The following is a 5,751-nucleotide window of genomic DNA, read 5'->3' as shown; positions in this document are numbered from 1 at the left end:
CGGCTACCGCTGCGTCATCGTGCTCCCCGACAGCGCCACCCGTGAACGGGTCGCCCTGCTCAGGGCGTTGGGCGCGGAGGTCGTGCGGACCCCGCGCGAGCAGGGCTACTCCGGCGCGATCGCCAAGGCCGAGGAGCTGCACGCGGCGACCCCCGGCTCCTGGTTCCCCCGCCAGCACGAGAACGCCGACAACGTCCGGGCCCACTACGAGACCACCGGCCCGGAGATCTGGGCCGACACGGAGGGCCGGATCGACGTCCTGGTCTGCGGCGTGGGCACCGGCGGCACCCTGTGCGGCACCGCCAAGTACCTCAAGGAGCAGAACCCGGGGATACGCGTCGTCGCGGTCGAGCCGGAGAACTCCCCGGTGCTCTCCCAGGGCACCGGCGGTCTGCACCGCATCCCCGGTCTCAATGGCGGCTTCGTGGCCCCCACCACCGATGTCTCGCTGATCGACTACGTGGTGACCGTCACCGACGAGGACGCGCTGACCGCCGCCCGGCAGCTCGCCCGCCGCCAGGGCATCTTCGCCGGGGTCTCCTCCGGCGCCGTCGCCCACGCCTCCGCCCGGCTGGCCGCCCACCCGGACTACGTCGGCGCCTCGATCGTCACCCTGCTGCCCGACACCGGCGAGCGCTACCTCAGCCTCTGGGACGAGGAGGAGGCCGCGGCCGCCCGGGAGCAGGCGGCCCGCGAGCCCTCGGCCACCCGCCGGCCGACCGGCCCGCAGGCCGGGCAGGGGTCGCCCGAGCAGCCCGAGGACCAGCCCCAGACCCAGGACCAGTCCCTGGCGCTGACCGCGAAGCCCTGACCGTCCCCGCCCCACACCACCCCCCGTCCTCGGACGCACGCCACGCGCGTCCGAGGGCGGGGGGTGGTGTGCGTTCCGGGGGAAGAACCCCGGACGCGCCGCCGGGTCCGCGGTGGGACCGCGAAGTCGCGCTGCCCGGCGGACAGTTACAGAAACCGGCTCTGCGCAACGGAATCCGAAGCAAAACAATGATGTCGCCATCGAATCGCAAGTTACCTGCGGGTTTCGCTAACAAAAACATGGCCGACGACTTGCGTAACCCCCTGACCTCCGACAGTATCGGCCCCGTTCCGCCTCACAGCGCCCGGACGAGCACCGGCAACCCCGTGCCGTCCCACGCCCCGCGAGCCGCCCGATCCGAGCGGTCGCCCGTACGCGCCCACCTCCGAGGCACCTCCCCCTTTTCACGCGGCCCCCCGTCGCGTTCCCCTCTCATTCACCTACCCTCGAAGGCAAGGCAGAGATGGCACCACAGGCCTCGCGCCGACGTACCCCCGCAGCCGACCGTCACCCCGTGGACGTGGTCCCCCCGTTGTCCCAGCTGTCGTTGTACGGCTTCCAGCACGTCCTCGCGTTCTACGCCGGCGCGGTCCTCGTACCGATCATCCTGGGCAACAGCCTCGGACTCTCCCCCCGCGAACTCGTCTACCTGATCAACGCCGACCTGGTCACGGCCGGAATCGCCACCATCATCCAGGCGTGGGGATTCTGGCGGATCGGCGCCCGCCTCCCGCTCGTCCAGGGCGCCACCTTCACCGCCGTCTCCCCGATGATCGCCATCGGCCAGGGCGCGGGCGGCGGGACCGCCGGACTGCTGGTGGTCTACGGAGCCGTCATCACCGGCGGCATCGCCACGTTCCTGCTCGCGCCGTTCGTCGGACGGCTCGCCAAGTACTTCCCCCCGATTGTCACCGGCACCCTCCTGACCGTCATCGGCATCGTGCTCATACCCGTCGCCCTCCAGGACGTCGGCGGCGGCTCCGACCTGATCGGCAAGCCCGGTTTCGGCGCCACGGAGCACCTCGCCTACGCCGGCGGCACCCTCCTGCTGATCCTGCTCCTCTCCCGCTTCGGCGGGCCCTTCCTGCGCAGCGTCGCCGTCCTCCTCGGCCTCGTCGGCGGCACCACCGCGGCCTGGCTGCTCGGCGACGCCGACCTCGGCGCGGTGGAGCAGGCCGACTGGGTCGGCGTCAGCACCCCGTTCCACTACGGCGTACCGCAGTTCCACCTCTTCCCGATGCTCGCGATGGTGGTCGTCATGGTGATCACCATGGTCGAGACGACCGGAGACGTGTACGCCATGGGCGAGATCACCGGCCGCGAGGTCGACGGCGAGACCGTCGGCCGCGCGCTGCGCGCCGACGGCGTGGCCACCGTCCTCGGCGGTGTCTTCAACTCCTTCCCGTACGTGGCCTTCGCCGAGAACATCGGCCTGGTCCGGATCTCCCGGGTGACCAGCCGGTTCGTCGTGGTCGCCGCCGGCTTCCTCATGATCGTCCTGGGGCTGGTCCCCAAGGCCGGGGCGGTGGTCGCCTCCGTCCCCCACCCCGTCCTCGGCGGCGCGGCCGTCGCGATGTTCGGCATGGTCGCCACCGTCGGCATCCAGATCCTCGCCAAGGTCGACCTGCGCGAGGAGCGCAACGCCCTGATCCTGGCCCTCAGCCTGGGCGCCGCGATGCTGCCGGCCGCCGTGGGCCCGTTCTTCGAACGCATGCCCACGGAACTGCGGGCCGTCCTCGGCAGCGGCATCACCCTCGGCAGCCTCACCGCCGTCCTGCTGAACCTGTTCTTCCACAGCACCGCAGACCGTTCGGCGCAGGAGGGGATCGAGGGCACCGCCACCCGCACGGTACGGGAGGAGATCGACTGGGACGCCTTCGCCGACACCCGCCCGGCCAGGTGATCCGGCCGTGCCCACACCCCCGTTCTCCCCCGCCGAGGCCAGGGCCGCGAGGCTGCGCCTCGGGATGACACCCGCCCAGGTCGTCGCGGCCATGTCCCAGTTGGGCGTGGACCGGCCGCCGGAGGCCGTCCACGCCTGGGAAGCCGGGGCGGTCCCCCCGTCCGAACCCGAGCTCTTCGCCCTCGCCGACGCCCTGTGGTGCCCGGTCGCGGTCCTCATGGCCGTACGCCCCGCAGCCCTGCGGGAACACCGGCTGTCACGCGGGTTCACCGCCGAACGCCTGGCCCTGCGCATCGGCATGGACCCGGACGCGTACGCCCGGGCCGAGGCCGAACACCGCTGGCCCGGCAACGACCGCCAGACCCTGCTCCTGGCGGACGCCCTCGGCCTGGGCTCCGAGGAACTGCTGGACGTGCTCGACCGGGACAACGAGCTCGTCGGCCTGCTGCGCCAGGCCGTCGAGGGGCGCTGGAAGGCCCACGTCACCGCCCTGGCCCACCTCGCGCAGGCCGACGAGCGGCGGGTGGCGCGCGCCCTGAAGGCACTGCACCGGGAGTACACCCGGTTCGACGAGCGCTACATGGGCCACCTCGTCGCCCGCAACGGCGACGCCCGGCTCCGGGAGATCGCCGCGGACCGCGCGGCCTGGCTGCGGGCCCTGCCGGACCGCTTCCGCTCCCTCACCGGCACCGGCCCGGACACCGCCGCGTACTGAGCCCGCGCCGCTCCGGTGCGTCGCCGCCCCCGGCCCCGGCCGCACGGCATCATGGCCGGGACGGCGCGGAGTCCGGGAGGCGGGGCCGATGTGGGCAGCGGGTGAGGCGTACGAGCCGTACGTCGGGCGGTGGAGCCGCCTGGTCGCCGCCCGGTTCGTCCGCGCGCTGGACGTGCCGCCGGGCGGCAGCTGGCGTGACGTGGGATGCGGTACCGGTGCGGTCACCCGGGCGGTGCTGGAAGCGGCACAACCGGCGGACGTGGTCGGCGTCGACCCCTCGGAGAGCTACCTGGCGTACGCCCGGGCACACGTCCACGACCCGCGGGCCCGGTTCGTCCGGGCGGACGCCGTGAACCTGCCGTTCGCGGGGGGCGCCGCCTCGGCCGCCGTCGGCGGACTCGTCCTCAACTTCGTGCCGGCCGCCCCGCGGGCGGCCGCCGAGATGGTGCGCGTGGTCCGTCCCGGCGGACTCGTCGGGGTCTACCTCTGGGACTACGGCGAGGGCGGGATGGAGGCGATCCGGGCGTTCTGGGACGCCGCGACCGCCCTGGACCCGCGCGCCCGGGAACTGGACGAGGCCGTCAGGTTCCCGCTGTGCACCCGGACGGCACTCGGCGCACTGCTGGCCGGCGCGGGGCTCGTGGACGTGGAGACCGAGGAGATCCGCGTGCCGACCCCCTTCCATGACTTCGACGACTACTGGACACCCTTCCTCGGCGGGCAGGGACCCGCCCCCGCCTACCTGGCCGCGCTCCCCGAGGACCGCCGCCGGGCCCTGCGCGAACGGCTGGAGGCCGCGCTGCCCCGGGCGGCGGACGGCTCCATCCCGCTCCGCGCCCGGGCATGGGCCGCCCGGGGCCGGCGTACCGCCTGAAGCGGACGGGCCTTCCGGTGTCGGGGGCGCACCCCGGTCAGCCGGCCCGCAGCCGTTCCAGTGCCCTGGTCCCGAGTTCCAGGGCCTCGCCGGGTCCGGCCACGCACTGCTGGAGGTCGATGAAGGCGCTGTCCGCGCCGGAGGCCCGTACGCCGTCCAGCACCGCGGCGATCTCCCCGGCGCCGGTCCCGGGCCGGACGTTGTGGCGGATGTGCCGGGTCAGCGCCCCCGGATCCCGGCCGGCCTCCTCGGCGGCCCGCCGGGCCAGGTCCCACAGCCCCGCCTCCATGTCCGGCGGCAGCAGCACACCGGCCCAGCCGTCGGCACGGCGGCCGACGCGGCGCATCGCGGCGGGGGAGAGGCCGCCGAGCAGCACCGGCGGGCCGCCCGGCCGGGCCGGGCGCAGGCCGACGTACGACTCGGGGATCGACCAGTGCGGGCCCTCGTGGCCGAACACCTCCTCGGTCCAGTAGCCGCGCAGGATGTCGAGGATCTCCTCCAGGCGGGCGCCGCGCCGGGTGAAGTCGGCGTTCACCGCGGTGTACTCGTCGCGCAGCCAGCCGATGCCCAGCCCGGCGACCAGCCGCCCGGCGCTGATCACGTCGAGGGTGGTGAGGGTACGGGCGAGCAGCAGCGGCGGGTACCACGGGGCGTTGAGGGTGCTGGTCGCGAGCCGGACCCGGCTCGTCGCCCCGGCGGCGGCGGTCAGCACGGTCAACGGGTCGAGGAAGGTGCGGAACCCGCGCGGGTACGGGTCCTGCGCGGTGTGGCCGGGGTACAGGTCGCTGGGCGCGACGGGTGCCAGGGCCCGGTCGCCGACCCACAGCCAGTCGAAGCCGGCCTCCTCGGCCTGGCGGGCGAAGGGCACGATCCACTCGGCGCGGGCGTGGCCGCCGTACTGGGGCAGGGCTATTCCGATGTCCATCGGCCCAGTCTCCGCCCCGCCCCGCCACCGCACCGAGGGTTTCCCCCGCCGGGCGTGGCGCACCCGCGCCTTCGTCGACGGGCGGGCGGGCACTCCCGGCGATGTCACCGCGCCCCGTTCGCGTGGCGCGGCGAAATCCCTTACGTCCCCTCGATGGCACTCGTCGCCGTCCGCGCGGCCCGGAGCAGTTCCTCGTCCGCCGGGATGCCGCCGTAGCGGCGGGGCGAGGAGGTGACCTCGTGCAGCACGGGCAGGGCCGCTGCCGCCGGACCGCCGATCGCGCCCAGAACCCGTACGGTCCGCAGCACCAGTGGGGTCGCGGAGCGCCGGGCCAGCGGTGCCAGCTCCGGCAGCAGGGCCTCCACGGCCGGCGGCGCGTCGCCCGTGATCCGCCACCAGGCCTCGGCCGCGCCGACCCGGCTCCACTGTCCGGGGCACGTCAGCAACGGCCGTACCGCGTCGGCATGCCCAGCGGCCTGCGGGCCCAGGTCGGCCAAGTAGCGCAGCACCGGCTGCCCGAGGC

Annotated in this window: 5 protein-coding genes and 1 pseudogene; 4 read left to right on the top strand and 2 right to left on the bottom strand. The window is 74.5% G+C overall.

The genetic code is table 11. The features are described from left to right. From VR44_RS22815 to VR44_RS22800, 4 genes are all read left to right on the top strand, one after another. A partial coding sequence (locus VR44_RS22815) for a PLP-dependent cysteine synthase family protein (RefSeq protein WP_094191847.1) occupies positions 1-811 on the top strand: 811 nt, incomplete at its 5' end. A gap of 514 nt (positions 812-1,325) precedes the next feature. Next, entirely contained in the window at positions 1,326-2,714 is a 1,389-nt protein-coding gene (locus VR44_RS22810) for a nucleobase:cation symporter-2 family protein (RefSeq protein ID WP_245692099.1), read from the top strand. Positions 2,715-2,721: 7 nt separating this feature from the next. Beyond that, complete coding sequence (locus VR44_RS22805) at positions 2,722-3,429, top strand: helix-turn-helix transcriptional regulator (protein ID WP_045949441.1); 708 nt, start codon at positions 2,722-2,724, stop codon at positions 3,427-3,429. A gap of 88 nt (positions 3,430-3,517) precedes the next feature. Continuing rightward, positions 3,518-4,303 (top strand): class I SAM-dependent methyltransferase, encoded by a 786-nt coding sequence (locus VR44_RS22800; RefSeq protein WP_045949440.1) that lies wholly within the window; start codon positions 3,518-3,520, stop codon positions 4,301-4,303. A gap of 37 nt (positions 4,304-4,340) precedes the next feature. Here VR44_RS22800 and VR44_RS22795 read toward each other — a convergent pair whose 3' ends face one another. Beyond that, positions 4,341-5,228, bottom strand: a complete 888-nt coding sequence (locus VR44_RS22795; protein ID WP_045949439.1) for a TIGR03619 family F420-dependent LLM class oxidoreductase — start codon at positions 5,226-5,228, stop codon at positions 4,341-4,343. A gap of 140 nt (positions 5,229-5,368) precedes the next feature. Beyond that, positions 5,369-5,751: pseudogene (locus VR44_RS45200) on the bottom strand (hypothetical protein); the annotation flags it as partial.

The sequence above is a fragment of the Streptomyces katrae genome (assembly GCF_000966975.1).
Classification (GTDB): domain Bacteria; phylum Actinomycetota; class Actinomycetes; order Streptomycetales; family Streptomycetaceae; genus Streptomyces; species Streptomyces katrae.
The sequence above is the reverse complement of the archived record's forward strand: the minus strand, read 5'-3'. Positions and strand labels throughout refer to the sequence as shown.